This window comes from Cellulomonas rhizosphaerae (assembly GCF_003470205.1).
Lineage (GTDB): Bacteria > Actinomycetota > Actinomycetes > Actinomycetales > Cellulomonadaceae > Cellulomonas > Cellulomonas rhizosphaerae.
Window position 1 is genome coordinate 1 of record NZ_QWKP01000007.1, and the last position, 1109, is coordinate 1109.

The 1109-nt window shown below is 69.3% G+C and carries 1 protein-coding gene and 1 pseudogene; one reads left to right on the forward strand and one right to left on the reverse strand.

The window, feature by feature from the left end; genetic code table 11:
• Positions 1-324 (forward strand): annotated as a pseudogene (locus D1825_RS00060) (ABC transporter ATP-binding protein); the annotation flags it as partial.
• Between the two features lie 18 nt (positions 325-342).
• On the opposite strand, the gene D1825_RS00065 reads toward D1825_RS00060, so the two are convergent.
• Positions 343-1109, reverse strand: a 767-nt coding sequence (locus D1825_RS00065) for a fatty acid desaturase family protein (RefSeq protein ID WP_138066845.1), incomplete at its 5' end; no start/stop codon positions are given.

The following is a 1109-nucleotide window of genomic DNA, read 5'->3' on the forward strand; positions in this document are numbered from 1 at the left end:
CTCGACCTGCTCACCGACCTCAACCGGCGTCGCGGCACCACGGTCGTCATGGTGCTGCACGACCTCAACCTCGCGGCGCGGTACGCCGACCACCTCGTCGCGATCCGAGCGGGGCACCTCTACGCGCAGGGCACGCCGGCCGAGGTCGTGACCGAGCAGATGGTCGAGGACGTGTTCGGCATGACGTCGCGCGTCATCACCGACCCGGTGTCCTCGACCCCGCTCGTGCTGCCCGTCGGGCGGCACCACAGCGGGACGCTGCTCGCGGCCGACGAGAAGCGCGCGGCCCCCGAGGCCCCGCTGCCCGCTGACGCGCTGCGCTGACCCGCAGGTCCGTCCGGCTCAGCGCAGCTGCGAGGCCAGCGGGCAGTCGAACGGGTCGCGCGCGGCCAGACCGACGCGGTTCAGGTAGCGGATGACGATGCCGTACGACTGGAACAGCGTCGTCTCGGTGTAGTGCACGCGGTGCTCGGCGCAGAACTGCTTGACCATCGGCTGGATCTTGCGCAGGTTCGGCGAGGGCATGCTTGGGAACAGGTGGTGCTCGGTCTGCAGGCTCAGCCCGCCGGTGAGGAACGACATCACCCGACCGCCGCTGATGTTGCGGCTCATGAGCACCTGGCGGCGCAGGAAGTCGAGCTTCGCGTCGCGCGCGACGATCGGCATGCCCTTGTGGTTCGGCGCGAAGACCGCGCCCATGTAGACGCCGAAGATGCCGAGCTGGACCGCGAGGAACGCGACCGCCATGAGCGGCGGCAGGAACCAGAACACCAGCGCCAGGTACCCGCCGAGGCGCAGCGTCACAAAGACGATCTCGATCGGGCGACGCTTGACTGCGGCGCGGCCGAAGATCGTCTTGACGCCCGAGACGTGCAGGTTGAGGCCCTCGAGCAGCAGGAGCGGGAAGAACAGCCAGCCCTGGTGGGCCGTGAACCACTGGGCGAGGCGGCTGCGGCGCGGCGGCGCGGGCTCCTCGTTGTGAAAGATGATGACGTCGTTGTTGATGTCCGGGTCCGCGCCCACCTGGTTCGGCTTGGCGTGGTGCCGGCTGTGCTTGTGCTGCCACCAGCCGTAGCTCATGCCCGCGTACAGGTTGGCGATGACCAGGC